At 43.5% G+C, this 26,538-nt stretch carries 26 protein-coding genes, 5 pseudogenes and 1 riboswitch; of the genes and pseudogenes, 19 read left to right on the forward strand and 12 right to left on the reverse strand.

Annotated features, from left to right (window positions below; all coding sequences use genetic code 11):
• Positions 1-158: 158 nt before the first annotated feature.
• Genes GOM47_RS02220 through GOM47_RS02235 form a run of 4 tightly spaced genes read left to right on the forward strand, consistent with a single transcriptional unit; the run spans position 159 to position 3,151 of the window.
• A complete protein-coding gene (locus tag GOM47_RS02220) occupies positions 159-761 on the forward strand; it encodes a hypothetical protein (protein WP_000846130.1) in 603 nt (200 codons plus the stop codon).
• Positions 761-1,552 (forward strand): energy-coupling factor transporter transmembrane component T, encoded by a 792-nt coding sequence (locus GOM47_RS02225; protein WP_000130448.1) that lies wholly within the window; start codon positions 761-763, stop codon positions 1,550-1,552. Before GOM47_RS02220 ends, GOM47_RS02225 begins: the two co-directional genes overlap by 1 nt.
• Positions 1,528-2,364 carry an ABC transporter ATP-binding protein gene (locus GOM47_RS02230; protein WP_235080923.1) on the forward strand — a complete coding sequence of 279 codons (837 nt, stop codon included), beginning with the start codon at positions 1,528-1,530 and terminating at the stop codon, positions 2,362-2,364. The genes GOM47_RS02225 and GOM47_RS02230 overlap by 25 nt, the downstream gene beginning before the upstream one ends.
• A complete protein-coding gene (locus GOM47_RS02235) occupies positions 2,351-3,151 on the forward strand; it encodes an energy-coupling factor ABC transporter ATP-binding protein (RefSeq protein WP_000103848.1) in 801 nt (266 codons plus the stop codon). The genes GOM47_RS02230 and GOM47_RS02235 overlap by 14 nt, the downstream gene beginning before the upstream one ends.
• Positions 3,152-3,375: 224 nt before the next feature.
• Here GOM47_RS02235 and GOM47_RS02240 read toward each other — a convergent pair whose 3' ends face one another.
• The 5 genes and pseudogenes from GOM47_RS02240 to GOM47_RS02260 form a co-directional block, all read right to left on the reverse strand.
• Positions 3,376-3,537, reverse strand: a complete 162-nt coding sequence (locus tag GOM47_RS02240; protein ID WP_001062367.1) for a hypothetical protein — start codon at positions 3,535-3,537, stop codon at positions 3,376-3,378.
• Positions 3,525-3,751 (reverse strand): annotated as a pseudogene (locus tag GOM47_RS02245) (DNA-binding protein). Before GOM47_RS02245 ends, GOM47_RS02240 begins: the two are co-directional and overlap by 13 nt.
• Positions 3,752-3,763: 12 nt before the next feature.
• Entirely contained in the window at positions 3,764-4,021 is a 258-nt protein-coding gene (locus GOM47_RS02250) for a plasmid replication protein (RefSeq protein ID WP_235080924.1), read from the reverse strand.
• A pseudogene (locus GOM47_RS02255) lies at positions 4,014-4,400 on the reverse strand (DNA replication protein); the annotation flags it as partial. The gene GOM47_RS02250 and the pseudogene GOM47_RS02255, both read right to left, overlap by 8 nt.
• Positions 4,386-4,709 (reverse strand): annotated as a pseudogene (locus GOM47_RS02260) (IS6 family transposase); the annotation flags it as partial. The pseudogenes GOM47_RS02255 and GOM47_RS02260, both read right to left, overlap by 15 nt.
• Positions 4,710-4,748: 39 nt before the next feature.
• Here GOM47_RS02260 and pnuC point away from each other — a divergent pair.
• Positions 4,749-5,255: pseudogene (gene pnuC / locus GOM47_RS02265) on the forward strand (nicotinamide riboside transporter PnuC); the annotation flags it as partial.
• 35 nt (positions 5,256-5,290) lie between these two features.
• Here pnuC and GOM47_RS02270 read toward each other — a convergent pair.
• Complete coding sequence (locus tag GOM47_RS02270) at positions 5,291-5,623, reverse strand: glucuronide permease (RefSeq protein WP_235080925.1); 333 nt, start codon at positions 5,621-5,623, stop codon at positions 5,291-5,293.
• 26 nt (positions 5,624-5,649) lie between these two features.
• Positions 5,650-6,204 (reverse strand): TetR/AcrR family transcriptional regulator, encoded by a 555-nt coding sequence (locus tag GOM47_RS02275; protein WP_235080926.1) that lies wholly within the window; start codon positions 6,202-6,204, stop codon positions 5,650-5,652.
• 130 nt (positions 6,205-6,334) lie between these two features.
• Here GOM47_RS02275 and GOM47_RS02280 point away from each other — a divergent pair, with 130 nt between their 5' ends.
• Both GOM47_RS02280 and GOM47_RS02285 read left to right on the forward strand, forming a co-directional pair.
• Positions 6,335-7,228: a cation diffusion facilitator family transporter gene (locus tag GOM47_RS02280; protein ID WP_235080927.1), complete on the forward strand. Its 894-nt coding sequence runs from the start codon at positions 6,335-6,337 to the stop codon at positions 7,226-7,228.
• Between the two features lie 751 nt (positions 7,229-7,979).
• Positions 7,980-9,017: pseudogene (locus GOM47_RS02285) on the forward strand (zinc-binding dehydrogenase).
• Positions 9,018-9,084: 67 nt separating this feature from the next.
• Here the strand turns inward: GOM47_RS02285 and galR are convergent.
• Positions 9,085-10,086, reverse strand: a complete 1,002-nt coding sequence (gene galR, locus GOM47_RS02290; protein WP_235080928.1) for a DNA-binding transcriptional regulator GalR — start codon at positions 10,084-10,086, stop codon at positions 9,085-9,087.
• Positions 10,087-10,250: 164 nt separating this feature from the next.
• On the opposite strand from galR, the gene GOM47_RS02295 reads away from it, so the two are divergent.
• The 4 genes from GOM47_RS02295 to GOM47_RS02310 all read left to right on the forward strand — a co-directional run bounded on the left by GOM47_RS02295 (position 10,251) and on the right by GOM47_RS02310 (position 14,058).
• Positions 10,251-11,429, forward strand: a complete 1,179-nt coding sequence (locus GOM47_RS02295) for a galactokinase (RefSeq protein WP_235080929.1) — start codon at positions 10,251-10,253, stop codon at positions 11,427-11,429.
• An 11-nt stretch (positions 11,430-11,440) separates the two neighbouring features.
• Positions 11,441-12,100, forward strand: coding sequence for an HAD family hydrolase (locus GOM47_RS02300; protein WP_235080930.1), 660 nt, complete (start codon positions 11,441-11,443; stop codon positions 12,098-12,100).
• Positions 12,097-13,584: a UDP-glucose--hexose-1-phosphate uridylyltransferase gene (locus tag GOM47_RS02305; RefSeq protein WP_235080931.1), complete on the forward strand. Its 1,488-nt coding sequence runs from the start codon at positions 12,097-12,099 to the stop codon at positions 13,582-13,584. The genes GOM47_RS02300 and GOM47_RS02305 overlap by 4 nt, the downstream gene beginning before the upstream one ends.
• A gap of 69 nt (positions 13,585-13,653) precedes the next feature.
• Entirely contained in the window at positions 13,654-14,058 is a 405-nt protein-coding gene (locus GOM47_RS02310; protein WP_000651196.1) for a PaaI family thioesterase, read from the forward strand.
• Between the two features lie 33 nt (positions 14,059-14,091).
• Here GOM47_RS02310 and GOM47_RS02315 read toward each other — a convergent pair whose 3' ends face one another.
• The 4 genes from GOM47_RS02315 to GOM47_RS02330 all read right to left on the reverse strand — a co-directional run bounded on the left by GOM47_RS02315 (position 14,092) and on the right by GOM47_RS02330 (position 17,516).
• Positions 14,092-15,354 carry a nucleobase:cation symporter-2 family protein gene (locus tag GOM47_RS02315; RefSeq protein WP_235080932.1) on the reverse strand — a complete coding sequence of 421 codons (1,263 nt, stop codon included), beginning with the start codon at positions 15,352-15,354 and terminating at the stop codon, positions 14,092-14,094.
• On the reverse strand, positions 15,354-15,935 hold the full coding sequence (locus GOM47_RS02320) for a xanthine phosphoribosyltransferase (protein WP_235080933.1): 582 nt from the start codon (positions 15,933-15,935) through the stop codon (positions 15,354-15,356). The genes GOM47_RS02315 and GOM47_RS02320 overlap by 1 nt, the downstream gene beginning before the upstream one ends.
• 126 nt (positions 15,936-16,061) lie before the next feature.
• Positions 16,062-16,157: riboswitch (purine riboswitch) on the reverse strand.
• 133 nt (positions 16,158-16,290) lie between these two features.
• A complete protein-coding gene (locus GOM47_RS02325; protein ID WP_235080934.1) occupies positions 16,291-16,677 on the reverse strand; it encodes a bleomycin resistance protein in 387 nt (128 codons plus the stop codon).
• 11 nt (positions 16,678-16,688) lie between these two features.
• The gene (locus tag GOM47_RS02330; RefSeq protein ID WP_235080935.1) at positions 16,689-17,516 is read right to left on the reverse strand and encodes an exodeoxyribonuclease III; all 828 of its coding nucleotides are present in this window, start codon (positions 17,514-17,516) and stop codon (positions 16,689-16,691) included.
• Positions 17,517-17,649: 133 nt separating this feature from the next.
• Between GOM47_RS02330 and GOM47_RS02335 the strand changes: the two genes are divergently transcribed.
• The 8 genes from GOM47_RS02335 (at position 17,650) to GOM47_RS02370 (ending at position 26,522) form a co-directional block, all read left to right on the forward strand.
• Complete coding sequence (locus GOM47_RS02335) at positions 17,650-18,105, forward strand: DUF3290 family protein (protein WP_235080936.1); 456 nt, start codon at positions 17,650-17,652, stop codon at positions 18,103-18,105.
• The gene (locus tag GOM47_RS02340) at positions 18,102-18,737 is read left to right on the forward strand and encodes a DUF421 domain-containing protein (protein ID WP_235080937.1); all 636 of its coding nucleotides are present in this window, start codon (positions 18,102-18,104) and stop codon (positions 18,735-18,737) included. Before GOM47_RS02335 ends, GOM47_RS02340 begins: the two co-directional genes overlap by 4 nt.
• Before the next feature lie 54 nt (positions 18,738-18,791).
• Positions 18,792-20,537, forward strand: a complete 1,746-nt coding sequence (locus GOM47_RS02345) for an ABC transporter ATP-binding protein (protein WP_235080938.1) — start codon at positions 18,792-18,794, stop codon at positions 20,535-20,537.
• On the forward strand, positions 20,527-22,269 hold the full coding sequence (locus tag GOM47_RS02350) for an ABC transporter ATP-binding protein (RefSeq protein WP_235080939.1): 1,743 nt from the start codon (positions 20,527-20,529) through the stop codon (positions 22,267-22,269). The genes GOM47_RS02345 and GOM47_RS02350 overlap by 11 nt, the downstream gene beginning before the upstream one ends.
• A 183-nt stretch (positions 22,270-22,452) precedes the next feature.
• Positions 22,453-23,145, forward strand: coding sequence for a sugar transferase (locus GOM47_RS02355; protein WP_235080940.1), 693 nt, complete (start codon positions 22,453-22,455; stop codon positions 23,143-23,145).
• Between the two features lie 42 nt (positions 23,146-23,187).
• Positions 23,188-24,417, forward strand: a complete 1,230-nt coding sequence (locus tag GOM47_RS02360) for a DegT/DnrJ/EryC1/StrS family aminotransferase (RefSeq protein ID WP_235080941.1) — start codon at positions 23,188-23,190, stop codon at positions 24,415-24,417.
• Between the two features lie 332 nt (positions 24,418-24,749).
• Complete coding sequence (trpB, locus tag GOM47_RS02365; RefSeq protein WP_235080942.1) at positions 24,750-25,931, forward strand: tryptophan synthase subunit beta; 1,182 nt, start codon at positions 24,750-24,752, stop codon at positions 25,929-25,931.
• 27 nt (positions 25,932-25,958) lie between these two features.
• Positions 25,959-26,522, forward strand: coding sequence for an aminodeoxychorismate/anthranilate synthase component II (locus GOM47_RS02370; protein WP_235080943.1), 564 nt, complete (start codon positions 25,959-25,961; stop codon positions 26,520-26,522).
• The last annotated feature ends 16 nt before the right edge of the window (positions 26,523-26,538 follow it).

Consider the following 26,538-nt stretch of genomic DNA (forward strand, 5'->3'; position numbering starts at 1 on the left):
GTATAATGTGTTGTGAACTACTTAACAAATAAAGATTTCCAGCTCATGTCGACTAAGGATGGAAATCTTGTGTATAGACAGTTCAGTAGATATATAATAGAGCGTTGCGTCCGAAAGTCTATCCAGACACGGCTCTTTAAAAACAAAAGGAGAAGATTATGAAAACAGAACCGATTCATCGTACCAGTATGTGGAAATTTAAGTTAAGTGCTGCCACCATGACTTTGATTCCCGCTGCCGTGGGGATTAACTATGTTGCCAAAGCATTGGCGGAGGGGTTAAAGTTGCCCGTTTGGCTGGGGTCTTTGGGAACCTTTCTTACCAGCATGTTGGCTGGGCCGGTTGCCGGTGCCATTAGTGGTTTCATCAACAACGTGATCTATGGGCTGACCTTATCGCCAATTTCAACCGTGTATGCGATTACCAGCATCGGAATTGGGATTGCTGTCGGAGTTTTGCACGCCAATGGGTGGTTCTCGTCAGCGCGACGAGTATTTGTTTCTGCTATTATTATTGCCATCGTTTCAGCTGTCATTTCAACGCCGCTCAATGTCATCTTTTGGGGTGGTCAGACCGGTATCGCTTGGGGTGACTCATTGTTTGCGGTAATGGTCGCCAATCATGCACCAGTGTGGCTGGCCTCATTTACCGATGAGTTTGTCTTGGATATTTTGGATAAAGTCTGCGTGGCCTACCTGGCATTCTTCATCTATCGTCAGCTGCCGAAGCGGATGGTGCACTTCTTTAGCGATGATAAATGATGACTGATAAAACATTGATTTCTGGAGCGCCACGGGTCAAGCTCAAGTGGTACCAGGTGATCGATCCGATTACTAAGCTCTTGTTCATCTTGGACATGACGTTGTTGAGCTTTGCCAGTATGAATTTATTGCTTCAGGCCGGATTAATTCTTGTCGCAACACTGCTATTGTTATTTTCCAAATTGAGTTCTACCACCTTTAAGGCGCTGGGATTCAGCCTGTTTCTGATTTGCACCATGCTGATCATCCAAGGGTTATTTTACAGTCGGAATCAAACTGTGCTGTTTTCTGTGCTTGGGGTGTCGTTCTACAAAGAAGGCCTGATTTACGCCACCACTCTGGGTTGTCGAGTATTGGTGATTATTTTGACCAGTGGCTTTTTTATGGTGACCACGAGTATTTCAGAAAACGCGGCCTATTTGGAACTGTCCGGATTGTCTTATAAAACCGTCTACGTTCTGATGTCGGTGTGTTATATTTTGCCGGAAATGATGCGCAATATGCGGAAAATCCAGCAGGCACAAAAAGTTCGCGGAACCAATCCGCAAAAAACGTTGATTCAGAAATTAAAGTCAGTCCTGCCGGTTCTAATTCCATTGGTGATTAAGACCTTGGATCAATCGATGACGCGGTCGATTTCTCTCCAACTGAGAGGTTTTGATAATCTCAACCGGACTGTCAGAACCTCCCAGCGCGTGTATCGCCTGTCGCGGACGCTGCACATTGGTCTGACTGGATTGGCAATTTTATTGATTGGGTGGAAGATATGGACGAAGATAAACGGATTGTAATTGAAAATTTGACCACCCGTTATCCGGGTACTGAGCAACCACAACTGCGTCAGATTGACGCGGAGGTTCATACCGGCCAGGTGGTTGGGATTATCGGGAATAGCCACTCCGGCAAATCGACTTTGTGCCGTGTGCTGGCAGGGGTCATTCCCAAAATTGTGTCTGCTGAGATTGAGGGCGATTGGCACATGTTTGGCCAGCGAGTGTCTGACAATTGGCCCGTTTATAATGCCATGAATGGAGTTGTACTGCAAAATCCAGCTGGCCAACTAAGCGGGTTGGCAGACACGGTTGCCGATGAAATCGCCTTTGACTTGATTAATCAGGGAATGACTGAAGGACTGATTCAAAAACGGGTTGAAGAAGTTGCCACGCAAATGGGGCTGATTGAACAGCTGAATTTGCGTCCCGAGAGCCTTTCCGGTGGTCAGATCCAGCGGTTGGCAATTGCCACGGCGATTGTGGCTAATCCGGCTGTTTTGATTATGGATGATCCGACCAGTGAGATGGATCCCCTTGGCCGCCGGCAATTTTTCCAATGGCTGGCCCAAGTCAAAGAGACGACTGTCTTCATTGTCACCAGTGAAATTGACGATTTGTGCGAAGTCGCCGACGTTGTGTGGGTGCTGCACGAGGGTCAAATGGTAGCCCAGGGCAGGCCGGGTGAGGTGTTTAATCATTTGGCAGCTGACTGGCAGATTCCAGCCCCGACAATCCAGCAACTTGCTCAAAAAATGGATTGGCACTTGGCTGATGGCCGGTATCCGGTGAATTACGCTGATCTGAAGGAGGTTCGTTATGTCCACAATTGAACTGAGCCACCTGACGTTCACTTATCCGGAACGGTCCTTTAGCTTGGATGTTGAAGACAAACACTTCGCCGATCCGATGGTGGCGATTGTCGGCCAAAATGGTGCCGGCAAATCAACGCTCTTCAAATTGTTGACGGGCTTGCTGACACCACAAACCGGTGTGATTAAGATCGATGGAGAAAATTTTAATGATCTTAAACCAGTCGAAAAGTTATTGAAGGTTGGGATTACTTTTCAGAATCCTGACGATCAGCTTTTCAACCCGACCGTTCAACGAGAGGTGGAGTGGAATGTCGCGCAGGTCATGGATGACCACGACACGATTACGAGGCGGGCTTTAGCGGCTCTAAAAAGAGTTGGCTTGGATGATAAAACAGCTGAAAGTCCATATGACCTGTCATTGTCGGAACGCAAGCTGTTGAGCGTTGCCACAGTTTTGGCAGTGGATCCGGCGATTTATTTATTTGATGAGCCGATGATGTCGCTTGATTGGGAAAGCCGGCGCAAGTTGACCGCAATTTTCCATCAGTTGGCTGATTCGGGCCACCAAGTTGTGACCATCACCCATGACATGGATTGGGTCGCCGCCGAGTTTGAGTCGGTGTATGTTATGGAACACGGGAAGTTTGGCTTCGCCGGCAGTCCACGGGAATTGTTCAGCAATCACGAACTTGTCCAGCGAGTGGGATTACTACCACCGCGGATTATGGACATAGCGGAGTCGCTGGGTGATTCACAGACATATTTATCGGTTAATGATTATTGCCAGAAAAATCGAGATGTATAGAAAAAGTCACCTCTGCGGGTTTTCCAGGTTGAAGGATTAACTTCAGCTTCTGGCAAGAACTCACATGGGTGACTTTTGTGTTTAATAACGTTTCATGATCATCGGGTGCTTCCTCAGATCACTCGGTTTGATTTTACTTTGTTTCATGGTCATAATCATATACCATTTCTTTTGGATTTTTTGTTTGACTAATACAAAATAGGTCTTCATAGGTCTTCGCATTTTTAGCGCCCATTAGGATCATCAGTATAATTTTCTGAATTAGGAGACTGTCCCATCACTATTCGAACTTCGTCTCCCAACTTACGCTGTTCCCATTCATCCGTGAATCCTTTAAATCGCAATTCTGGAACTTTCTTTTTAACTGAATCATCTATTTTCGCCATAGTCCCCACCATTTTATTGGTTTTTCTTGTTCTTCTATCCTTTTTGATCTTTGATTTGTTCCTGTAAATTTTCCAACTTCTCTTTAAGAGCGTTCACTTCATCTTTATATTGATTGTCTAAGTGTTTGAATTCTGTTTCCTGTGAGGGCATTTTGAGGGCTTTTAAGTTATCATTTTCCGCCTTGTATTCTTCTAGCAACTTTTTATCTTGCAAGGCTAATCGTTGTTACTGGTCTAACAAATTAGTTAGTTTTTCTATTTGTTGGTCTTTGCTACTTATTTGTTGGTCTTTGGTATTTGATTTGCTACTACTTTCTACTTTACCTAAAATTATTTTTTCTGCTTTAGAATTTATTAGATTAGCCCCATTGGAACTTTTAAGCTGTAATTCTTTTGGTAACCTTTGGTAGTGATATTGAATATTTTGTTTTGTAACACTCAACTCATCCGCCAGCTCTTTGATCGTTTTTAAGTCTTCACTCATGGTTTAAGTCCTGCCTTTTAACCGTTGGTAGATATTGTTCAATGGCTTTTTTGAGGTAGCGTGCGATATTATGCTTAGAATATTCTTCACGTCTGCTGGCAACATAAGACAAGTGGTCTTTAACACTATTTAGCCCTCTTAATTCTTTCAGTTCGTCATAGAGGGGGTAAACATGGACTTGCAATCCTGCCATGATTTTTGTATCTTGCATTTCAAACGGACTTAGCAACATATTTTCTAGTAATAGCGTGGTGTACTTGCTTTTCATTGCTTCAATAGCTAGCTTATCTTCGGTTTCTGCTTTGCGTGCTTTATCTTCTTGATAGGCGGTATCTTCTAACTTATAGCTGTTATCGTCTGCTCGACGTTTCTTTCGTAACCAGATATCCAATGTTAAACCGTCCGCATCAATCGCTCGATAGAGATAATGCTAACGCCCCTTAATTTTGATATAGGTTTCATCCATTTTCCACGAATAGAAGGACTGTTTATTTTTCTTTTTCCAGAGATGATAGAGGATTTTACTGTATTCTTGAACCCACCGATAAATCGTAGTGTGACAAACATTTATTCCACGGTCATAAAGCAATTCCTGAACTTCACGATAGCTCAGATTGTAACGTAGGTAATAACCAACAGCGACAATGATGACGTCTTGTTGGAATTGTTTGCCTTTAAAATGATTCATCTCTCAAGCCTTACTAACCTTTTTTCTGCTCTTTGAGAAGCTGAAGGTCGTGCTAGTAACTACCTTTTTGGTTTGATTAACTCTGTTATTTACCTTATCTTGGCTTTGCAGAAAGGCTTTTATGGTGAGGTGCTGACGACACTTTACTTTACGGTCATGCAGCCAATTGGACTTCTAGTTTGGATCTACCAAGCACAGTTCAAGAAAGAAAAGCAAGAGTTTGTCGCGCGTAAACTGGACGGTAAAGGTTGGACCAAGTATCTTTCCATTAGTGTTCTTTGGTGGTTGGCCTTTGGATTCATTTATCAGTCTATCGGAGCCAATCGTCCTTATCGCGATTCCATCACCGATGCGACCAATGGGGTTGGGCAAATCCTCATGACAGCTGTTTACCGTGAGCAATGGATATTCTGGGCAGCTACCAATGTCTTTTCAATCTATCTCTGGTGGGGAGAAAGCCTGCAAATCCAAGGAAAATACCTGATTTACTTGATCAATAGTCTAGTTGGGTGGTATCAGTGGAGCAAGGCTGCAAAGAGTGCTTAAAAAAGTAAAAAAGGATCAGATGATCCTTTTTTGTGTTAGAGCAAAATGAATAATACCGTAATGACAATAGCACTCGTTATACGAATAATGTGGTGCGATATATGTTGGTTTTCTTGCTGTCGCCCATTCCAGTAAGCACCGTAACAGATGATGCTAGAGCCCACTATCCATAATATAACAGTTGCAAGTGGGACGAAGAAAAAGATAGCAAGAGCTAGTGAAGTGAGACAACTTCCCACCAAGATACACATGTTCCCTTGACAGTAATTTTTTTCTTTCATGGCTGCGAAAGCTGCCGCGAGATGAAGGAGGGAGAAAATAAGAGCCAATACAATCGTTAGAATTCCTAGGATAATAGAAGTTAACATGGTTGATTCCTTTCTTCGTGACATGATTAAATTTCGAGTGATTTTGTAGAAGTCATCTCAATCACATCTAAGTAAAATCTCACTACTTGGTCTTCTGTATAAGATTTTCCTTTTTTTAGCCACCAGATTAGTGTTTCGATAAAATTGGTTACTACAAAATGTTTGAGGTAGGAAGCCGGAATGTTTGGATAGGCCTCTTGCAAATCCTCCGCTACCATGGGGTAAACATGGTGTTCGAGTTCCTTGTGTAGTTGGCGGAGAAAGTAGTCGTTTTTGGAAAAAAGAAGACTGGTGACATGGTCTTGATTTTTTTGAAAATGCAAAAAAATATGTGCGAGGTAGTCTTCTGTAGTCAAGTGTTCTTCCCTTTCAAAGAGATGGTGAAAGAGGTAGCGACAGAGTTCATCTAAAAGCAGTTCCTTACTCTCGTAGTGACAGTAAAAAGTGGAACGCCCAACATCTGCCAAGTCAATGATATCCTGAACAGTAGTAGCATCATAGCCCTTGTCGTTCAAAACTTGTAGAAAAGCTTGATAAATGGCTTTTTTCGTCTTACTAACCCGACGATCTCTTTTTTGCATATAGACACTTGAGGCAAACTATTCAGAACTGAACAAGGCTGACAGTTTGCTTCTATCCTTTCTTTGGATTTTATTAGATAATACAAATGAAAGAAGTATATATACCTATTATACCAAAGGAGGGAGAGAAATGAGTTCTAAAACATCTATCTGGCTAGCCTTTTTCTTGAATCTATCATTTTCTGTTGTCGAATTTATTTTTGGGGGCATCTTCAATTCAAGTGCAGTATTAGCGGATGCGGTTCATGATTTGGGCGATGCCCTTGCCATAGGCTTATCAGCTTGCTTGGAAACTATTTCCAATCGAGAGGAAGACAAGCGTTACACTCTTGGCTACAAACGCTTCAGTTTGCTAGGTGCCATGCTGACTGCCTTGATCCTTTTGACAGGATCTTTCATGGTGCTCTTGGAGAATATTCCTCGTCTCCTATCCCCTCAGCCTGTCAACTACCAAGGGATGCTGTGGTTGGGGATTCTTGCGATTCTTATCAATCTCTTGGCTAGTCTAATCATTCGTAAGGGTCGGACAAAGAACGAAGCTATCCTGACCTTGCATTTTTTAGAAGATATTCTGGGTTGGCTAGCGGTCATTCTGGTTGCTGGTGTTTTGTATGTGACAGATTGGTACTTTCTTGATCCGCTCTTATCACTCTTGATTTCTAGTTTTATCCTCTGGAAAGCCATTCCTCGCTTTTGGTCAACACTTAAAATTTTCTTAGATGCTGTGCCTGAAGGGATCGAGACCGCCGAGCTAGAGAAAGAGTTAGCAACACTAGCTAATGTTAAAAGTGTTAATCAACTCAGTATTTGGTCCATGGATGGTTTGGAAAATGACGCCATTGTCCACCTCTGTATCGAGAACTGGGAGCAGATGATGAAAACTAAAGAAGCAGTGCGTCAACTCCTAGGAGAAAGAGGGGTGCAGAATATCACTATCGAAGTGGATGCCAGCCAAAGCAATCATGCAAAACACAAACGGAATGTGCATGACCTAGAGCAACTCTCAGGACACCATCATCACTAGAAAAAAACGGCCTCTTTATGAGGTCGTTTTGTGTGCTCTCTAAAGGTCAGTCTAGGGATTTTATAACTGTGAAGAACTTTTTTGTTGAGGATATTAAAGCCATCCCAGTCCCCCTCCTAAGTATAGAACGTGATGCTAGAGAGAGTCGGAAATAGGTATCATTGTCCGGTAATCCTATATCATTCCCAATCTTGACTGAGATTGATTGCAAACTAAGAAAGTGTAGAATTGTAGAGCAATTTTTCAAACTCAAAAAGGTTGGCATAGATAAGGAATCTTGCAGTTGGCATTTGTTTTTGAACTCATTCATTTCTGATCCACGAAGAGAAACTTATAACCATTGGTTTCCTCTAATCTGACAGATTTTAGATGAGCCAAATCATGTCCCGTCGTAACCATTGGCATTGCCATAGTCCAAGAGTTGCTGAAAGGGGTGAGTCCACATGTGGGTCATTATGATATTACCAAGAATGAAGAAAAGCTACTGTGAGACTCCAATCTAGTGATACCGTTACTACTCACGCAATACAAAACAATGCTATAGTAGCAGTAAGGATTATGGTTCTCTCTTTTTATTTTTGAAATTCCTAGGGAAAATACTAATACGGAATGGAATAAGTTTGTGTCTCAAGAAGACTATTTCAAAGCACAAGAGTAATAAGTTTTATGCCCTTATTCATTCTGAATTCAAATAAAAATCTACAAAAGGTGTATAATGAAAGTAAGAAACCGATAGAAAAGGAGTGGTTCTATGAAGAAAACAGTTTATACAAAAGCTGGTCAGGTTGGTCTTATTGAAGTGGAGCATCCGTAAATCATTGAGGCAGATGATGCCATTATTCGGATCGTTCGGACCTGTGTTTGTGGCTCTGATCTGTGGAGCTATCGCAATCCAGATATTGAAACAGGCCATCAGAATAGCGGGCACGAAGCGATTGGTATCGTTGAGGCAATTGGTGATGCAGTGACGACTGTTAAACCTGGCGATTTTGTTATTGCTCCATTTACTCATGGATGCGGGGAATGTGATGCCTGTCGAGCAGGATATGATGGCACCTGTGATCGTCATATTGGCAATAACTGGTCAGATGGGGTGCAAGCAGAATATATGCGCTTCGATTATGCCAACTGGGCGCTTGTAAAAATTCCAGGACAACCATCAGACTATACAGAAGGTATGCTAAAGTCCCTCTTGACTCTTGCGGATGTGATGCCAACTGGCTATCATGCTGCACGTGTGGCAGATGTGAAACCTGGTGATAAGGTGGTCGTGGTTGGTGATGGGGCTGTTGGTCAATGTGCTGTTATCGCAGCTAAAATGCGTGGGGCATCTCAAATTGTTCTCATGAGTCGTCACGAAGACCGTCAACAAATGGCTTTGGAGTCAGGGGCGACAGCTGTTGTGGCTGAACGTGGCGAAGAAGGAATTGCCAAGGTGCGAGAAATTCTTGGTGGAGGAGCAGATGCAGCACTTGAGTGTGTTGGAACAGAAGCGGCTATTGATCAAGCCATAGGAGTCCTTCACAATGGTGGTCGTTTGGGCTTTGTTGGGGTTCCCCACTATAACAATCGAGCTCTTGGTTCAACTTTTGCTCAAAATATTACGGTAGCAGGCGGAGCAGCCTCTGTAACGACTTACAACAAACAGTTCTTACTGAAGGCAGTCCTTGATGGAGATATCAATCCAGGTCGTGTCTTTACTTCCAGTTATAAATTAGAAGAGATTGACCAAGCCTATAAAGATATGGATGAACGTAAGACGATTAAGGCAATGATTGTGATTGATTAAAAAAGAAAATCCTAATGGAGATTTGAGAATCTCTATTAGGATTTTTTGCGTTGGTATATTTGTTGAGTTATGGAAGAGTACTTTCTCTCAAAGTCAGTCTGGTTCCTAGCATGGTCAGGCTAGGAATTTTCCGACCATGGAGAACTTCCTTGTTAAGAATATCCATACCTGCTCGGCCCATTTCCTCGGTATAGACAGTGATGCTAGAAAGGGGAGGATAGACCTGCTTGGTCAGGCTAGTGTCGTTAAAAGAAATGAGACTGACGCGGTCTGGTAGGCTAATTCCAGCTTCTTGAAGGGCACGGAGGGCGCCGATGGCTAAACTATCGCTGGCAGCGAAAAAGGCTGGTGGGAGTTGTTCTCCTAGCTTGTGAATGGCCTCCTTCATCAAGTCATAGCCAGACTGGGCAGTAAAGCTCCCCTGAAAGATCAGTTCTTCATGGTAGATACCTTTTGCTTGGGTAATGTCTTTGAAATTTTCAAGCCGCTTATCCTGAATGATCTCTTCTTGGTCGGTTGTTTCCTCAAGTCCTGTTAGAATGCCAATCCGATCCAGCCCTTGACTGAGGAAATGGTCTACAACCTGTTTCACAGCAGTGTAAAAGTCCGTGATAATACAGGTATGACCTAGTGAGAGGGTATCGCTGTCTATAAAGACTAAAGGTTTTGGGTATTCTTCAAAGGCGGAAATCTGAGCTCGGCTGAACTTTCCGATGCAGAGAATGCCAATCACTTCCTCGCTCAGTGTAAAAGGATGGTCGTTAAAATAGCGCAAGATATCATAGTCCAGTTCTTGGGCTCTTTTTTCAATACCGAGGCGAATCTGGTAGTAGTATAGGTCGTCTAGCTCCCCTTGTTCGCTGACCCATTGGATAATGGCAATCTTTTGCTTGGGTTTGTGGGATTCGCCTGTCTTGAGGTGCTTAGTATAGCCCAGCTCTTCAGCGACGGTTAAAATACGGTGTCTGGTTTCTTCTGTAACAGATAGACTCTGGTCGCGATTGAGGACACGAGATACGGTCGCGATAGAGACAGAGGCTAGCTGTGCAATGTCTTTTAATGTAGCCATAAATCCTCCTCCTTTTAGGTTAGTATATCATGTTTTTCTTCTTTTTACCGGTTATTTAGTAAAACTTTAGTAAAAAGGATTGACCTTGACAAAAGCCTTGGATACAATAGAAGAAAACGATTACACGTTAAGGCGACTTAACGAACAGTCAAAGGAGAATTCATATGACACAAGATCTTACTGCTGAAGCCCTTCGCAAAGACTTTCTTGCCGTTTTTGGTCAAGAAGCAGACCAAACTTTCTTTTCACCAGGTCGTATCAATCTGATTGGTGAACACACGGACTACAATGGCGGTCACGTTTTTCCTGCTGCTATTTCTTTGGGGACATACGGTGCAGCTCGCAAGCGTGACGACCAAGTCTTGCGTTTCTACTCAGCAAACTTTGAGGACAAGGGTATCATCGAAGTGCCCCTTGCTGACCTCAAATTTGAAAAAGAGCACAGCTGGACCAACTATCCAAAAGGGGTTCTTCATTTCTTGCAAGAAGCTGGACATGTGATTGACAAGGGGTTTGATTTTTATGTTTATGGGAATATCCCAAATGGTGCTGGCTTGTCATCATCGGCATCTTTGGAACTCTTGACAGGTGTTGTGGCGGAGCATCTCTTTGATTTAAAATTAGACCGTCTGGATTTGGTTAAAATCGGAAAACAAACAGAGAACAACTTTATCGGAGTCAACTCTGGTATCATGGATCAGTTCGCTATCGGTATGGGGGCAGACCAACGTGCCATTTACCTGGATACCAATACGTTAGAATATGACTTGGTGCCACTTGATTTGAAGGACAATGTTGTTGTCATCATGAACACCAACAAACGCCGTGAACTAGCGGACTCTAAATACAATGAACGCCGTTCTGAGTGTGAAAAAGCAGTAGAAGAATTGCAAGTTGCCTTGGATATTCAGACCTTGGGTGAATTGGATGAGTGGGACTTTGACCAATATAGCTATCTGATTAAAGACGAAAATCGTTTAAAACGTGCTCGCCATGCTGTGCTTGAAAACCAACGTACCCTTAAAGCTCAAGCAGCTCTTCAGGCAGGTGATTTGGAAACTTTTGGTCGCTTGATGAATGCATCACACGTTTCTCTAGAACATGACTATGAAGTGACTGGTTTGGAATTGGATACCCTTGTCCACACAGCTTGGGCTCAGGAAGGTGTTCTTGGTGCTCGTATGACAGGGGCAGGTTTTGGTGGCTGTGCCATTGCCTTGGTGCAAAAAGATGCTGTTGAGGCTTTTAAAGCAGCTGTTGGCAAGCACTACGAGGAAGTCGTTGGATATGCTCCAAGCTTCTATATCGCTGAAGTTGCAGGTGGCAGTCGCGTTTTAGACTAGGAGAGAAGTAAATGGACGCTGTAATATTTGATTTAGATGGCTTATTAGCTGATACTGAGATCATTTCTCTAAAAGTTTATCAAGAATTGCTTAAAGATTTTGGAATTCCTTTCACAGAAGAAACATATTCTAGAGAATACAGTGGACATAGGGAAGAGGAGAATGTTCAACGATTTTTGGATACCTATGATTTACCTTGGAACTTTGACCAAACCTTGGAAAAAGTTTATGAACTGGAAGCTCGAATATTAGCCAAAGGTGTAAATTTAAAAAAAGGTGCTAAAAATTTGCTTGCTTTTTTGCAAAGAGAAGGTATTCCAATCGCTCTAGCAACTTCAAGTGTTGAATCTAGAGCTAGAATGATTTTGGATAGTAATGGTATACTGTCCCTATTTGACCATCTAGTTTTTGCAAAAGATGTAAAGCGAAGCAAACCTTACCCTGATATATTTTTAAAGGCCTGTAGTGATTTGAATGTTTTACCAGAGAATTGCTTAGTATTAGAGGATAGTGAAGCAGGGATTGAAGCAGCGTATAGAGCTGGGATGCCAGTTATTTGTATTCCAGACTTGAAAATGCCAGCACAGTCTTTCTTAAATAAAACAGAACAAGTTTTTCAGGATTTAGATGCTGTCAGAGACTATTTAGAAAGTAAGAAGGAGAATCAATGAGTCAGGGAGTTATAGATGCATTTATCACGGAAGTCATTGCAGAAAGTTCATTTGAGGAAATGGATCGAATCTACCTGACCAATCGTGTCTTGGCACGAGTTGGAGAAGGCGTTTTGGAAGTTGAGACTGTTCTGGATAAATTGATTGACCTCAAGGATCAGCTGGTCGAGGAGGCGGTTCGATTAGAGACGATTGAGGATAGTCAGGCTGCACGTGAAATCCTTGGTGCTGAACTAATGGACTTGGTAACCCCTTGTCCAAGTCAGGTCAATCGTGACTTTTGGGCAACCTATGCCCAATCTCCCGAACAGGCAATTGCGGACTTCTACCAACTTAGCCAGAAAAACGACTACATCAAACTCAAGGCCATTGCTAAAAATATTGCTTATCGTGTTCCATCTGACTACGGAGAACTTGAGATTACCATCAACCTCTCTAAGCCTGAAAAGGACCCGAAAGAGATTGCGGCAGCCAAGTTGGTGCAAGCTAGCAATTATCCCCAATGTCAGCTCTGTCTAGAGAATGAAGGCTACCATGGTCGGGTTAACCACCCAGCTCGCAGCAATCACCGCATTATCCGTTTCGAAATGGCGGGTCAGGAGTGGGGCTTCCAGTATTCGCCCTATGCTTATTTTAATGAGCACTGTATCTTCTTAGATGGTCAGCATCGTCCCATGGCTATCAGCCGTCAGAGCTTTGAGCGTCTGCTGGCGATCGTAGAGCAGTTTCCAGGCTATTTTGCAGGCTCTAATGCCGACTTGCCAATCGTGGGGGGGTCTATTCTAACTCATGATCACTATCAGGGAGGCCGACATGTTTTCCCTATGGAATTAGCTCCCTTGCAAAAGACTTTCCGATTTACTGGATTTGAGCAGGTCAAGGCTGGGATTGTCAAGTGGCCTATGTCAGTGCTACGTTTGACTTCAGATTCTAAAGAGGATTTGATCAACTTGGCTGATAATATTTTGCAGGAATGGCGGCAATATTCAGACCCTGAAGTACAGATTTTGGCAGAGACAGACGGGACACTACACCATACCATTACACCCATTGCCCGTAAACGCGATGGACAGTTTGAGTTGGACTTGGTCTTGCGGGACAATCAAACCTCTCTAGAGCATCCTGATGGCATCTATCATCCCCACAAGGATGTCCAACATATCAAGAAGGAAAATATCGGCTTGATTGAGGTCATGGGCTTGGCTATCTTACCACCTCGTTTGAAAGCAGAAGTGGAGCAAGTTGCAAGCTATCTTGTAGGAGATGATGAAGCAGTTGCAGACTATCATCAGGAATGGGCAGACCAACTCAAAGCCCAACATCCAGACCTAACAGATAAAGAAAAAGCCCTTGAAATCGTCAAGGACTCTGTGGGTGCTATCTTTGCGCGCGTTCTAGAGGATGCAGGAGTTTACAAGCAGACGGAGCAAGGACAGGCAGCCTTTATGCGCTTTGTAGAACAGGTCGGAATTTTACCAGACTAGGAGCTTTCTCCTTGCACAGTCCTATAAAAAGTAGTATCATAGTGTCGTTTGAACTATCAGGAGGAAACGATGAAAGATTTTCATTTTGATGCTATATCTGCCTTTGAAAATTACGAAATAGAAAAAATGAGAGATGGTCATGTTGTGGTGACGACAAAAGTAGTGGACTCGTCGCTCAACTATTATGGCAATGCCCATGGTGGCTATCTCTTCACTCTTTGTGACCAGATTAGTGGTTTGGTGGTTATCTCGCTGGGGCTTGATGGAGTGACACTCCAATCCTCTATCAACTACCTCAAGGCAGGAAAACTCGACGATGTGCTGACTATTAAAGGAGAATGTGTCCATCATGGACGCACAACCTGTGTAGTGGATGTGGATATTACCAATCAAGAAGGCAGAAATGTCTGCAAAGCAACCTTCACCATGTTTGTCACAGGCCAGCGTTCAGAAGAAAGACAGGTAAGGATATAAATAAACAAAAAAGAGGCTCACACCTCTTTTTTCTTATTTCTTTTTCCGATTTAATACGGCATTGAGGACAATGGCGAGCAGGCTGGCTACGACAATTCCATTTGAGAAGAACATTTGGAAGGCTGTTGGCATGCTGACAAAGAGGTTGCTGTTGTTGAGCCCTACACCAGCAGCGATTGAAACAGCTGCGATAAGGAAGTTGTGTTCATTGTTAGCAAAGTCAACGCGGGCTAGGATTTGCATACCTTGAAGGGAAACAAAACCAAACATCACCAGCATGGCACCACCAAGAACAGGACTCGGAATGATTTGAGCAAGGGCACCAAACTTAGGTAGGAGTCCGAGGAGAACTAGGAAACCAGCTGCGTAGTAGATTGGCAGGCGAGTCTTGATACCAGACAATTTGACCAAGCCAACGTTTTGTGAAAATCCTGTGTAAGGGAAGGTGTTAAAAATCCCTCCGAGAAGTACAGCCAAACCTTCTGCGCGGTAACCGTTGCGAAGGCGCGTGCTGTCAATTGGGTCATTGGTAATATCTGACAAGGCTAGATAAACACCAGTCGACTCCACCATGGAAACCGTTGCGATGATACACATCATGACAATAGAGGAGATTTCAAAAGTCGGTACACCAAAGTAGAGGGGAGTTGGGACATGAACAAGCGGTGCTGCCGCAACAGGCGAGAAGTCCACCAATCCCATGGTAGCAGTGATGGCAGTTCCGACAACCAAACCAATCAAAATAGAGATGGACTTGATAAATCCTTTGGTAAAGATATTAATCAAGAGGATAATCAAAACAGTGATAGCTGCAAGCAAGAGGCTTTGACCAGTTGGCTCTGGGACATTATTTCCCATATTTCCGATAGCGACAGGAATCAAGGTCAACCCAATAGTCGTAATAACAGATCCTGTTACGATAGATGGGAAGAGATTGGCTACTTTTGAGAAGATGCCTGAAATCAGAACCACATAAATCCCTGATACGATAAGGGCACCAAACATAGCCCCACTACCGTGACTCTGACCAATCATAATCAAAGGAGCGACTGACTGGAAAGCAACTCCGAGAACGACTGGTAGTCCAACACCAAAGTGTTTGTTGAGTTGGAGTTGAAGGAAGGTAGCTACCCCACACATGAAGATATCTGTGGAGATTAGGTAGGTCAATTGCTCAGCTGAATAGCCAAGAGCTGTCGCAATCATGATAGGAACCAGGATAGATCCTGAGTACATGGCTAGTAAGTGCTGAAGCCCTAGAACCGCAGCTTGCGAGTGTTTTTCTTGTTGTTGCATTAGAGATCTGCCTCCTTAAATACGACTTGACCGTTTTCAAAACGATCCAAACGAACGAGTGATAGGACTGGGTAGCCTGCTTTTTCAAGCAAATCACGACCATTTTGGAAGGATTTTTCAATCACGATACCGATAGCTTCGACTTTTGCTCCGGCCTGTTCGATGATTTGGATCAAGCCTTTGGCAGCTTGACCATTGGCTAGGAAATCATCGATAATCAAGACCTTGTCCTCTGGTGAGAGGAATTTTCCAGCGATGGAAACCGTGCTCGTCACCTGCTTGGTAAAGGAGTAGACTTCGGCAGTTAAGATACCTTCGTTCATGGTGATATTTTTAGCCTTTTTGGCGAAAATCATGGGAACGTTTAAGGCTTCAGCTGTAAAAACGGCTGGGGCAATGCCCGAAGCTTCAATGGTCACAACCTTGGTAATGCCAGCAGAAGCGAATTTTTCCGCAAATATCTTACCAATCTCTCGCATCAAGCTAAAGTCAACTTGGTGGGTTAGAAAGGAATCTACCTTGAGGATGTTGTCACCCAAGATATGCCCATCCTGAAGGATGCGCTCTTCTAATAATTTCATAAGACCTCCTAAAGTCTAAACTCTTTTGTATTTTTCTATCGCCTTTATCATCTCTAAAAAGGGCTAGAAAAAAGGACCTACTTAATCTCAAAGTAAGTCCCCAAAATAGGTATGGCAAAAAATCATACCTTCAACAGGCTTACTCATTGTTAGGTGTTCCGGCACCTTGTAGAAACGTCCTGCCAATTCACGACATAAACAAGTAAAATGGTACTATAGTTAAATACGATAGCGTTAATGTCATTATTTTACACTAAATAGCTTTAGAAATCAAATATTTTGTTAGTATTTTAATGAAAAAAACGAACAAAAAAGAAACCTACAATACAGTATCGTGTTGTAGGTTTCGATTATTCTATTCGCTAAATCTTAAAAAATAGCCATCTGGATCCAAGACTGCAAATTCGTGAGGGTAAATAAAGCTATCTCCCACTCGAAATTCTCTTTTAGTCAGCGGACGATGGATAGGATAGTCAGCTTCCAGCAGTTTTTGGTGGAGCTGAGGGACATCTTCAATGCCAAAGGAAATATTGACACCGCGCCCGAAAGGATAGGTTAGTTGGGCTAATTCTTCTGTGCTACCTTCTTCTAGCATAAGTTGGCAGTCTTCAAGCGAGAGGAAGAGAAATTTCTCCTCTGGACGCTCGTATTCGACAGAAAATCCCAGCAAGTCGCAGTAGAAGTGGCGTGACTTTTCGAGGTCAGATACAACAAACTCGGGAATAACTGCATTGTAGTTCATAGTGAAAATCCTTAAAGTTCAATTTCCAATACAATCGGCGTATGGTCTTGACGATCTCCTGAGTCAATCATGTTAGACTTAGTCACCTTGTCAGAGATGCGGTTACTGGTGAGCCAGTAGTCGATTCTCCAGCCTGTATTGTTGATTTTGGAAGTTTTGCTGCGTTGCGCCCACCAAGTGTAACGTTCAGGCACATCGCCGTGAATGTGGCGGAAGGTGTCTGTAAATCCAGTTGCCAAGAGGTTGGTAAATCCAGCACGTTCTTCGTCTGTAAATCCAGGTGAACGGCGGTTGCTGGCAGGGTTTGCAAGGTCGATTTCCTTGTGGGCTACGTTGTAGTCTCCAGTAGCCAGAACTGGTTTTTCTTTGTCTAACTCAGCTAGATACTCAGCATATTTCACATCCCAGACTTGACGCTCTTCCAAACGTTTGAGACCATCGCCAGCGTTTGGAGTGTAAACTTGCGTTACGAAGAATGCATCAAATTCCAAGGTGATGATGCGACCTTCCAAGTCCATGGTAGAAGGGGCACCGATTTCTGGGAAGCTGATAGTCGGTGTGAGTTCTTTCTTATAAAGAAACATGGTTCCAGCATAGCCTTTGCGGGCAGGTTCTTGGGAAGAACGCCACGTGTTTTCATAGCTTGGGAAGAGCTCTTCTAAAATTTCCAGATGTTTTTTAGTAGGACCCTTGGCAGAAAGTTTGGTTTCCTGGATAGCGATAATATCAGCATTTTCGGCGACCAAAGTTTGTAGCACTTCCTGTGACAGTTTGGCGCGAGCTGAGTCGCTCGTTAGGGCTGCATTGAGGGAATCAATATTCCATGAGATGAGTTTCATAAAGTTACCTTTTTCATTGAGATTATAGACTATATTATACCAAAAAATGGTCTATTTCCCCAACGTATGGTTTGAAAAATCATCTTATTTCGTTTATAATGAAGGATGATTTTATGAAAAGGAGTGAAAATAAATGAAATTTTACTCATATGATTATGTACTTAGCCAAATTAGTCAACAAAATGGCATTATGATTGGTTTTGGAATTGTCTTATTAGCTGTTACAGGATTTTTTGCTTTTAAGGCTTACCATGATAAAAAGGGAACCAAATTTCGTGAGTTGGTCATGATTTCAGCCTTGACCTTACTAGCTCTCCTTTTGATTAGTATCACGACTTACCAAAACAATCAAGTTTCGAACAACAAATTTCAAACTTCACTTCATTTCATCGAGGTTGTTTCCAAAGATTTGGGAGTTGACAAGTCGGAAGTCTATGTCAATACATCTGCAGCTACTGATGGAGCACTTCTCAAGGTGGGAAATCGCTATTATCGTGCCCTTAACGGTAGTGAGCCAGACAAGTATCTGTTAGAGAAAGTAGAATTGTATCAGACAGATGCGATTGAACTGGTGGAGGTGAACAAATGACACTCAATTATATAGAAATTTTAATCAAACTAGCCTTGGGGCTTTTCTCACTTGTTTTTGTCATCAATGTGACAGGAAAGGGGAATCTGGCACCTAACTCGGCGACAGATCAAATCCAGAACTATGTTCTGGGTGGTATCATCGGTGGGGTGATTTACAATAGTTCCATCAGTATTCTTCAGTACGCAGTTATCTTGATCATGTGGACCATTTTGGTCTTGATCCTCAAGTGGCTCAACAATAATGTCCGCCTTGTGAAACGCTTGATTGATGGGAAACCAACGCTGCTCATCAAAAATGGACAGATTGATCCTGAAGCCTGTCGTTCGGTTGGTTTGTCTGCGGCAGATGTTGCTCTCAAACTTCGTAGTCAAGGCATTTTCCAGATGAAACAAGTCAAACGCGCTATGCAGGAGCAAAATGGCCAACTCATCGTAGTCCAAATGGGAGATGAAAATCCCAAGTATCCTGTTGTCACAGATGGCGTCGTCCAAGTAGAAGTTTTGGAATCAATAGGCCGTAGTGAGGAATGGCTTCTCGACAACCTCAGCAAACAAGGACATGACAATGTAGCCAATATCTTTATCGCTGAGTATGACAAGGGTGCCGTCACAGTCGTCACCTATGAATAAGAAAAACCTGAGGTCTCTGCCTCAGGTTTCCATTTGCAATCAGAAAGGGATTTTATGTCCATTATTCGAAAACTCTGGTGGTTTTTCAAACTCGAAAAACGCCGTTATCTAGTCGGAATTGTGGCCCTAGTCTTGGTTTCCGTCCTCAATCTCATCCCTCCCATGGTTATGGGGCGAGTCATTGATGCCATCACTTCGGGACAATTAAGCCAGCAGGACCTGCTTTTGAACCTCCTTTATCTGCTTCTTGCAGCTGTGGGGATGTACTATCTGCGCTATGTTTGGCGCATGTATATCCTTGGGACTTCCTACCGTCTGGGGCAGATTATGCGGTCTCGCTTGTTTGAGCACTTTACCAAGATGTCGCCAGCCTTTTATCAGACATACCGGACGGGGGACCTGATGGCGCACGCAACCAATGATATCAATGCCCTAACGCGTCTGGCAGGTGGCGGCGTCATGTCTGCGGTGGATGCCTCTATCACGGCGCTAGTGACTTTGCTGACCATGCTCTTTAGCATTTCCTGGCAGATGACGCTAGTTGCTATTTTGCCCCTGCCTTTCATGGCTTATGCGACCAGTCGTCTAGGGAGAAAGACTCACAAGGCTTTTGGCGAATCGCAAGCTGCATTTTCTGAACTCAATAACAAGGTGCAGGAGTCCGTATCAGGTATCAAAGTGACCAAGTCTTTCGGTTATCAGGTGAACGAGCTGGAGTCCTTTCAGGAAGTTAATGAATTGACCTTCCAAAAGAACCTCCAAACCATGAAATACGATAGCCTCTTTGATCCCATGGTTCTCTTGTTTGTTGGTTCCTCCTATGTGTTAACCCTCTTGGTCGGCTCTTTGATGGTTCAGGAGGGGCAAATCACAGTTGGAAATCTGGTTACCTTTATCAGCTACTTGGATATGCTGGTTTGGCCTCTTATGGCCATCGGTTTCCTCTTTAATATCACTCAGCGAGGGAAGGTGTCCTATCAGCGGATTGAGGCTCTTTTGTCTCAGGAATCACCTGTACAAGACCCTGAGATTCCTCTGGACAGTATTGAAAATGGGCGCTTGGAGTATGCCGTTGACAGCTTTGCCTTTGAAGATGAGGAGACATTGACTGATATTCACTTCAGTTTGGAAAAAGGGCAAACCCTGGGCTTGGTCGGACAGACAGGTTCTGGGAAAACGTCTTTGATCAAGCTTCTCCTACGTGAGTACGATGTGGATAAGGGAGCTATTTACCTAAACGGTCACGATATTCGCGACTACCGTCTGACAGACCTTCGCAGTCTCATGGGCTATGTCCCTCAGGACCAGTTCCTCTTTGCAACCTCTATCTTAGACAATATCCGTTTTGGTAATCCTAATTTGTCGCTTTCAGCAGTCGAGGAAGCTACGAAGCTTGCGCAGGTTTACCAAGACATTGTTGACATGCCCCAAGGATTTGATACCCTCATTGGTGAAAAGGGAGTCAGTCTCTCTGGTGGTCAAAAGCAGCGTCTGGCTATGAGTCGGGCGATGATTCTAGACCCTGATATCTTGATTTTAGATGATTCCTTGTCCGCCGTGGATGCCAAGACAGAGTATGCTATTATTGACAATCTAAAGGAAATGCGTAAGGACAAGACAACCATCATCACGGCCCATCGCCTCAGCGCAGTTGTCCATGCAGATCTGATCTTGGTTCTGCAAAATGGCCAAATTATCGAACGGGGCAGGCACGAAGACTTGCTAGCCATGGATGGCTGGTATGCCCAAACCTACCAGTCTCAGCAGTTGGAAATGAAAGGAGAAGAAGATGCAGAATAAACAAGAACAGTGGACTGTATTGAAGCGCTTGATGTCCTATCTCAAGCCCTATGGATTCCTGACCTTTTTGGCCCTGACCTTTCTCCTAGCGACTACGGTCATTAAAAGCGTGATTCCTCTGGTTGCCTCCCACTTTATCGACCAGTACCTCAGCAATCTCAACCAACTTGCTGTGACCGTTTTGCTGGTCTACTATGGCCTTTACATCCTACAAACTCTGGTTCAGTATGTCGGCAATCTTCTCTTTGCGCGCGTGTCTTACAGTATTGTCAGAGACATTCGTCGGGATGCCTTTGCCAATATGGAAAAACTGGGCATGTCTTATTTTGACAAGACTCCAGCTGGTTCGATCGTCTCTCGTTTGACAAATGATACTGAGACCATCAGTGATATGTTTTCAGGGATTTTATCCAGTTTTATCTCAGCAGTTTTTATCTTTCTGACAACCCTTTATACCATGTTGGTTCTGGATTTTCGTTTGACTGCTTTTGTCTTGCTCTTTCTCCCCTTGATTTTTCTTTTGGTCAATCTCTATCGCAAAAAATCAGTCAAGATCATTGAGAAAACCAGAAGTCTCTTATCAGATATCAATAGCAAGCTAGCAGAAAGTATCGAAGGAATCAGGATTATTCAAGCCTTTAATCAAGAGAAGCGCCTGCAGGCAGAATTTGATGAAATCAACCAAGAACACTTGATCTATGCTAACCGATCTGTAGCCTTGGATGCCCTCTTTTTGAGACCTGCCATGAGTTTGCTGAAACTCCTAGGCTATACAGTCTTGATGGCCTATTTTGGCTACCGTGGGCTTTATCTGGGAATAACAGCAGGAACCATGTATGCCTTTATCCAGTACATCAATCGTCTCTTTGACCCCTTGATTGAGGTGACGCAAAACTTTTCAACCCTTCAAACTTCTCTGGTTTCTGCAGGACGTGTTTTTGCCTTGATCGATGAGAGGACCTATGAGCCTCTTCAAAAAGATGGGCAGGCTAAAGTCAAAGAAGGCAATATTCGTTTTGAACATGTGTGCTTCTCATATGATGGCAAACACCAGATTCTGGATGATATTTCCTTTTCGGTTAACAAGGGTGAAACCATTGCCTTTGTGGGTCATACAGGTTCGGGAAAATCATCTATTATCAATGTCCTCATGCGCTTTTATGAATTTCAGTCAGGGCGAGTTCTCTTGGATGATGTGGATATCAGGGACTACAGCCAGGAAGAACTGAGAAAAAATATCGGTCTGGTCTTACAGGATCCCTTCCTCTATCATGGAACCATCAAGTCCAATATCGCCATGTACCAAGATCTCAGTGATGAAGAGGTCCAGGCTGCGGCTGCCTTTGTTGATGCAGATTCCTTTATTCAGGACCTTTCGCAGGGCTATGATGCCCCCGTTTCTGAGCGTGGTTCGAGCTTTTCTACTGGCCAGCGTCAGCTTCTAGCCTTTGCCAGAACAGTCGCCAGTCAGCCTAAAATCCTGATTTTGGATGAAGCGACAGCCAATATTGACTCGGAGACAGAAAGTCTGGTTCAGGATTCTCTGGCTAAAATGAGAAAAGGACGGACAACCATTGCCATCGCTCATCGTCTTTCAACTATTCAAGATGCCAACTGTATCTACGTTTTGGACAAGGGGCGCATCATTGAGAGTGGAACCCATGAGGAACTCTTGGCCTTGGGAGGAACCTATCATAAGATGTATAGCTTGCAGGCGGGGGCCATGTCCTAATACTCTTTGAAAATCTCTTCAAATCATGTCAGCTTTATCTGCAACCTCAAAGCTGTACTTTGATTTTCATTGAGCACCAGAAGGAAATCCTTTAAATTACAGATTTCTTGCACCGCCTTTTCCATTTTGTGGTATAATGAAAAATGTTGACAAATAGTATAATAAAAACAAAGGAGAAACAGCATGCTGAAATGGGAAGACTTGCCCGTGGAAATGAAATCAAGCGAGGTTGAGTCTTACTACCAGCTTGTCTCTAAAAGGAAGGGTTCGCTGATTTTCAAGCGTTGCTTGGACTGGGGTCTAGCCTTAGTCTTGCTGGTTCTGACCTCTCCCATCTTTCTCATCTTGAGCATATGGATCAAGTTGGATAGCAAGGGGCCAGTGATTTACAAGCAAGAGCGCGTGACCCAGTATAATCGACCTTTCAAGATTTGGAAGTTCCGTACCATGGTGACGGATGCGGATAAAAAAGGGAGTCTGGTGACTTCTGCTAACGATAGTCGCATTACCAAGGTTGGCAATTTCATCCGCCGTGTCCGTTTGGATGAACTGCCTCAGCTGGTCAATGTCCTTAAAGGTGAGATGTCCTTTGTCGGTACACGACCTGAAGTGCCACGCTACACAGAGCAGTATAGCCATGAAATGATGGCGACCTTGCTTTTACCAGCAGGGATTACCTCTCCAGCCAGCATCAACTACAAGGATGAGGACACTATCATCAGTCAAATGACGGAGAAAGGTCTGTCAGTTGACCAGGCCTATGTCGAACACGTCCTGCCTGAAAAGATGCGCTATAACCTCGCCTATCTCCGAGAGTTTAGTTTCCTTGGAGACATCAAAATCATGTTTCAAACCGTGTTTGAAGTACTAAAATAAAGTAGTCATGAGAAAATGAGTACAGATAAAAGGAGCAAATCAATGCCAAATTACAATATTCCATTTTCACCACCCGATATTACCGAAGCAGAAATTGCTGAAGTAGCGGATACCCTTCGTTCTGGTTGGATCACGACAGGTCCTAAGACAAAAGAACTGGAGCGTCGTTTGTCTCAATACACACAGACACCTAAGACTGTCTGCCTCAACTCTGCAACTGCCGCTCTTGAGTTGATTTTGCGTGTGCTTGAAGTGGGGCCTGGTGATGAGGTTATCGTTCCAGCCATGACCTATACAGCTTCATGTAGTGTTATCACTCACGTAGGAGCAACACCTGTCATGGTGGATATCCAAGCGGATACGTTTGAGATGGACTATGACTTGCTTGAGAAAGCCATTACTGAAAAGACTAAGGTGATCATCCCAGTAGAACTTGCAGGGATTGTTTGCGACTACGACCGTTTGTTCCAAGTCGTGGAGAAAAAACGTGACTTGTTTGTAGCGTCTAGCAAGTGGCAAAAGGTCTTTAACCGTATTGTGATTGTCTCTGATAGTGCCCATGCTTTGGGATCTACTTATAAAGGACAACCTGCTGGTTCCATCGCTGACTTTACTTCCTTCTCATTCCATGCAGTTAAGAACTTTACAACTGCTGAAGGTGGAAGTGCGACTTGGAAGGCCAATCCAGCGATTGACGACGAAGAAATGTACAAGGAATTCCAAATCCTTTCCCTTCATGGTCAGACTAAGGATGCTCTTGCTAAGATGCAATTGGGTTCATGGGAGTACGATATCGTAACACCAGCCTATAAGTGCAACATGACGGATATCATGGCTTCGATAGGTTTGGTACAATTGGATCGTTACCCTGGTTTGCTACAACGTCGTAAGGAAATCGTGGATCGTTATGATCGTGGTTTTGCTGGTTCTCGCATCCATCCATTGGCACACAAGACTGATACTGTCGAGTCAAGTCGCCATCTCTACATCACACATGTTGAAGGAGCAAGTCTAGAAGAACGCAATCTCATCATCCAAGAATTGGCTAAAGCAGGAATTGCAAGTAATGTTCACTACAAACCGCTTCCTCTCTTGACAGCCTATAAGAATCTTGGCTTTGATGTGGCGGATTATCCAAGAGCCTATGCCTTCTTTGAAAATGAAATTACGCTTCCTCTTCATACAAAATTAAGCGATGATGAGGTTGATTATATCGTTAAGACTTTGGTGAGAATTTCCGAAGAAATCCTTGGTTCTGGAAAAAATTCATAAAAAAATCTTGACAAAGATAGAACAATAACATATAATATTCTCAATAAATCAGAAAAGTAGTTATTTTTGATCTTCAGGGAGCCTGTGGTGATTGTGAACAGGTGGTTGAAAGTAGTGAAAGTGGGCTGATTTAAAAATTGAATTTGAAACAATGAAAATTCGGTGCGCACACCTTACAGTGCAACTTGTTGTTAGACAAGGCAGAGATGTAAAGGGGAATAGTCCCTTTATAATTGAGGTGGCACCGCGTTACCAACGCCCTCACACGGAAGTGAATTCCGTGTGTGGGCTTTTTTCATATCTTGAAATCAATACAAAAAGAGGAAAAATTTATGACAACTAAAGGTTATTTTGGACAATTTGGTGGCAGTTTTGTACCGGAGCCGATTCAGGCTTTGTTGGATGAGTTGGAAGTGACATTTGATAAGTACAAGGATGATCCAGAGTTTTTAGCTGAATTTCGCCATTACTTGAAGGATTATTCCGGTCGCGAAACACCGCTCTATTTTGCGGAAAGTTTGACAGACCACCTAGGTGGCGCTAAGATTTATCTTAAACGTGAAGACCTTAACCACCTTGGTTCTCACAAGCTCAACAACGTTTTAGGACAAATTCTTCTGGCAAAACGTATGGGCAAAAAACGAGTGATCGCAGAAACAGGGGCTGGTCAGCACGGTGTTGCGACTGCAGCTGCTGCAGCTAAGTTTGGTATGGCCTGTGATGTCTACATGGGAGCAGAAGATGTGGAACGTCAACGTCTCAATGTTTTCCGTATGGAGATGATGGGAGCAACTGTGCACGCAGTTGAAACAGGCACTCGTACCCTCAAAGATGCGGTCGATGCTGCCTTTGGAGCATGGATGAATGACCTTGAAGCCTTCTATGTTTTGGGATCTGCTGTTGGACCTCACCCTTATCCTACCATTGTTCATGAGTTCCAAAAGGTCATCAGTGAAGAATCTCGCCGTCAAATCTTGGAAAAAGAAGGACGCTTGCCAGATTACGTTATTGCTTGTGTAGGTGGTGGTTCTAATGCCATCGGTGCTTTTTCTCAGTATGTAGCTGATGAAGAAGTCAAATTGGTTGGGGTCGAAGCTGCTGGGCATGGACTTGATACAGACAAGCACGCAGCCACTATGACAAAAGGTAGTGTCGGAATTGTCGACGGAATGAAGACCTATGCAGTCTTTAAAGAAGATGGAGAGCTGGCGCCAGTTTACTCTATCTCAGCTGGTTTGGACTATCCAGGAGTTGGTCCAGAACACGCCTACTTTAAAGACTCAGGTCGCGTAGAATATGTGGCTGCGACGGATGAAGAAGCTGTTCAAGCCCTGCTCCTTCTCAGCAAGACTGAAGGAATTATCCCAGCGATTGAGAGTTCGCACGCTATTGCAGAAGCAGTTAAACGTGCGCCGAAACTTAGTAAGGATGACATTATCATCATCAATGTCTCTGGTCGTGGAGACAAGGACGTAGCTGCGATTGCAGACTACCTAGAAGCTAAAAACAACTAATCATTCCAAGACTAAAGGGAGAAAACTGTGATTTTATTGATTGATAATTACGATTCTTTTACCTATAATCTAGCTCAGTATATCGGAAATTTTGCTCCTGTTGAGGTCTTAAGAAACGATGACCTTCGTCTCTATCAAGTCGCGGAAAAGGCTCAAGCCCTTGTCTTTTCCCCTGGACCTGGTTGGCCGTCTGATGCTGGAAAGATGGAGGAAATGATTCGAGATTTTGCAGGCCGAAAACCAATTTTGGGGATTTGTCTTGGACATCAGGCTATTGCTGAGGCATTCGGTGGAAAACTCGGCTTAGCTCCCAAGGTCATGCACGGTAAACAAAGTCAGCTACAATTTGAAGCTCCATCCATTCTCTATGATGGAATAGAGAACAAATGTTCAGTCATGCGTTACCATAGTCTTATGGTGGAGAAATTACCTGAAGATTTTGAAGTTACAGCTCGGTCGACGGATGATCAAGTCATTATGGGAATTCAGCACAGGAACCTGCCTATCTACGGTTTCCAGTACCATCCAGAAAGTATTGGAACACCAGATGGTTTATCCACTATTCGAAATTTTATTGAGAAAGTAATTTAACTGGAAAATTTCACTT

The sequence above is a fragment of the Streptococcus oralis genome, assembly GCF_021497945.1.
Lineage (GTDB): Bacteria > Bacillota > Bacilli > Lactobacillales > Streptococcaceae > Streptococcus > Streptococcus oralis_BR.

Coding starts and splice junctions, on each gene's coding strand:
- GOM47_RS02220 (WP_000846130.1), top strand. CDS start 159: ATGAAAACAGAACCGATTCATCGTACCAGTATGTGGAAATTTAAGTTA.
- GOM47_RS02225 (WP_000130448.1), top strand. CDS start 761: ATGACTGATAAAACATTGATTTCTGGAGCGCCACGGGTCAAGCTCAAG.
- GOM47_RS02230 (WP_235080923.1), top strand. CDS start 1,528: ATGGACGAAGATAAACGGATTGTAATTGAAAATTTGACCACCCGTTAT.
- GOM47_RS02235 (WP_000103848.1), top strand. CDS start 2,351: ATGTCCACAATTGAACTGAGCCACCTGACGTTCACTTATCCGGAACGG.
- GOM47_RS02240 (WP_001062367.1), bottom strand. CDS start 3,537: ATGGCGAAAATAGATGATTCAGTTAAAAAGAAAGTTCCAGAATTGCGA.
- GOM47_RS02250 (WP_235080924.1), bottom strand. CDS start 4,021: ATGAGTGAAGACTTAAAAACGATCAAAGAGCTGGCGGATGAGTTGAGT.
- GOM47_RS02270 (WP_235080925.1), bottom strand. CDS start 5,623: ATGTTAACTTCTATTATCCTAGGAATTCTAACGATTGTATTGGCTCTT.
- GOM47_RS02275 (WP_235080926.1), bottom strand. CDS start 6,204: ATGCAAAAAAGAGATCGTCGGGTTAGTAAGACGAAAAAAGCCATTTAT.
- GOM47_RS02280 (WP_235080927.1), top strand. CDS start 6,335: ATGAGTTCTAAAACATCTATCTGGCTAGCCTTTTTCTTGAATCTATCA.
- galR (WP_235080928.1), bottom strand. CDS start 10,086: ATGGCTACATTAAAAGACATTGCACAGCTAGCCTCTGTCTCTATCGCG.
- GOM47_RS02295 (WP_235080929.1), top strand. CDS start 10,251: ATGACACAAGATCTTACTGCTGAAGCCCTTCGCAAAGACTTTCTTGCC.
- GOM47_RS02300 (WP_235080930.1), top strand. CDS start 11,441: ATGGACGCTGTAATATTTGATTTAGATGGCTTATTAGCTGATACTGAG.
- GOM47_RS02305 (WP_235080931.1), top strand. CDS start 12,097: ATGAGTCAGGGAGTTATAGATGCATTTATCACGGAAGTCATTGCAGAA.
- GOM47_RS02310 (WP_000651196.1), top strand. CDS start 13,654: ATGAAAGATTTTCATTTTGATGCTATATCTGCCTTTGAAAATTACGAA.
- GOM47_RS02315 (WP_235080932.1), bottom strand. CDS start 15,354: ATGCAACAACAAGAAAAACACTCGCAAGCTGCGGTTCTAGGGCTTCAG.
- GOM47_RS02320 (WP_235080933.1), bottom strand. CDS start 15,935: ATGAAATTATTAGAAGAGCGCATCCTTCAGGATGGGCATATCTTGGGT.
- GOM47_RS02325 (WP_235080934.1), bottom strand. CDS start 16,677: ATGAACTACAATGCAGTTATTCCCGAGTTTGTTGTATCTGACCTCGAA.
- GOM47_RS02330 (WP_235080935.1), bottom strand. CDS start 17,516: ATGAAACTCATCTCATGGAATATTGATTCCCTCAATGCAGCCCTAACG.
- GOM47_RS02335 (WP_235080936.1), top strand. CDS start 17,650: ATGAAATTTTACTCATATGATTATGTACTTAGCCAAATTAGTCAACAA.
- GOM47_RS02340 (WP_235080937.1), top strand. CDS start 18,102: ATGACACTCAATTATATAGAAATTTTAATCAAACTAGCCTTGGGGCTT.
- GOM47_RS02345 (WP_235080938.1), top strand. CDS start 18,792: ATGTCCATTATTCGAAAACTCTGGTGGTTTTTCAAACTCGAAAAACGC.
- GOM47_RS02350 (WP_235080939.1), top strand. CDS start 20,527: ATGCAGAATAAACAAGAACAGTGGACTGTATTGAAGCGCTTGATGTCC.
- GOM47_RS02355 (WP_235080940.1), top strand. CDS start 22,453: ATGCTGAAATGGGAAGACTTGCCCGTGGAAATGAAATCAAGCGAGGTT.
- GOM47_RS02360 (WP_235080941.1), top strand. CDS start 23,188: ATGCCAAATTACAATATTCCATTTTCACCACCCGATATTACCGAAGCA.
- trpB (WP_235080942.1), top strand. CDS start 24,750: ATGACAACTAAAGGTTATTTTGGACAATTTGGTGGCAGTTTTGTACCG.